Annotated in this window: 1 protein-coding gene; it reads right to left on the reverse strand. The window is 62.1% G+C overall.

Translation table 11 applies throughout. From position 1 onward, the window contains the following. Window positions 1-483 (reverse strand): LOTUS domain-containing protein (locus AWU74_RS12155; protein WP_498067495.1); only part of this gene is annotated, 483 nt, incomplete at both ends.

The raw sequence follows: 483 nt of genomic DNA on the forward strand, positions 1-483 counted from the left end.
GTCCACGAGTCTCCGGAGGGAATGCAGGCGCACAGCGCGGCGAACACTTCCGGCACCGTTATCTTGCCGCGCGCGGCGGCGTTGTCGAGGCACAGAGAGCGCTCGTCCTCGTCCGCAAAGCGCACCGCCGTATTCTGCGCCGCCTCGCGGATAAACGCCTTCCACGTGCGGTAGCCCAGTTTCCGCTCGTCGAAGCTGCTGTTCAGAAGCTTCATCCTGATTTTCACCGCGCCTATCGCCGGATCGCGCCCGCCCTTCCTGCCCCGTTCCTTCTCGCCCAGCATAATGCCGATAGTCTCGACCAGAAGCTGGAACGCCTGAGGCTTGGAGATAATCTCGGTGCCGTTCGTATCCTCCGCGGCGGCGTCGGCGGAGCCGTCGTCGATAATCTCGCGGTAGTCGAGGTATTCGTCCGCCATATTGAGCAGGTCTTCCGACGCGTTGTTCTTCACGTCGCAGATGATAAGCGTCTCCTTGCCGTAC

The sequence above is a fragment of the Treponema endosymbiont of Eucomonympha sp. genome, from assembly GCF_001028545.1.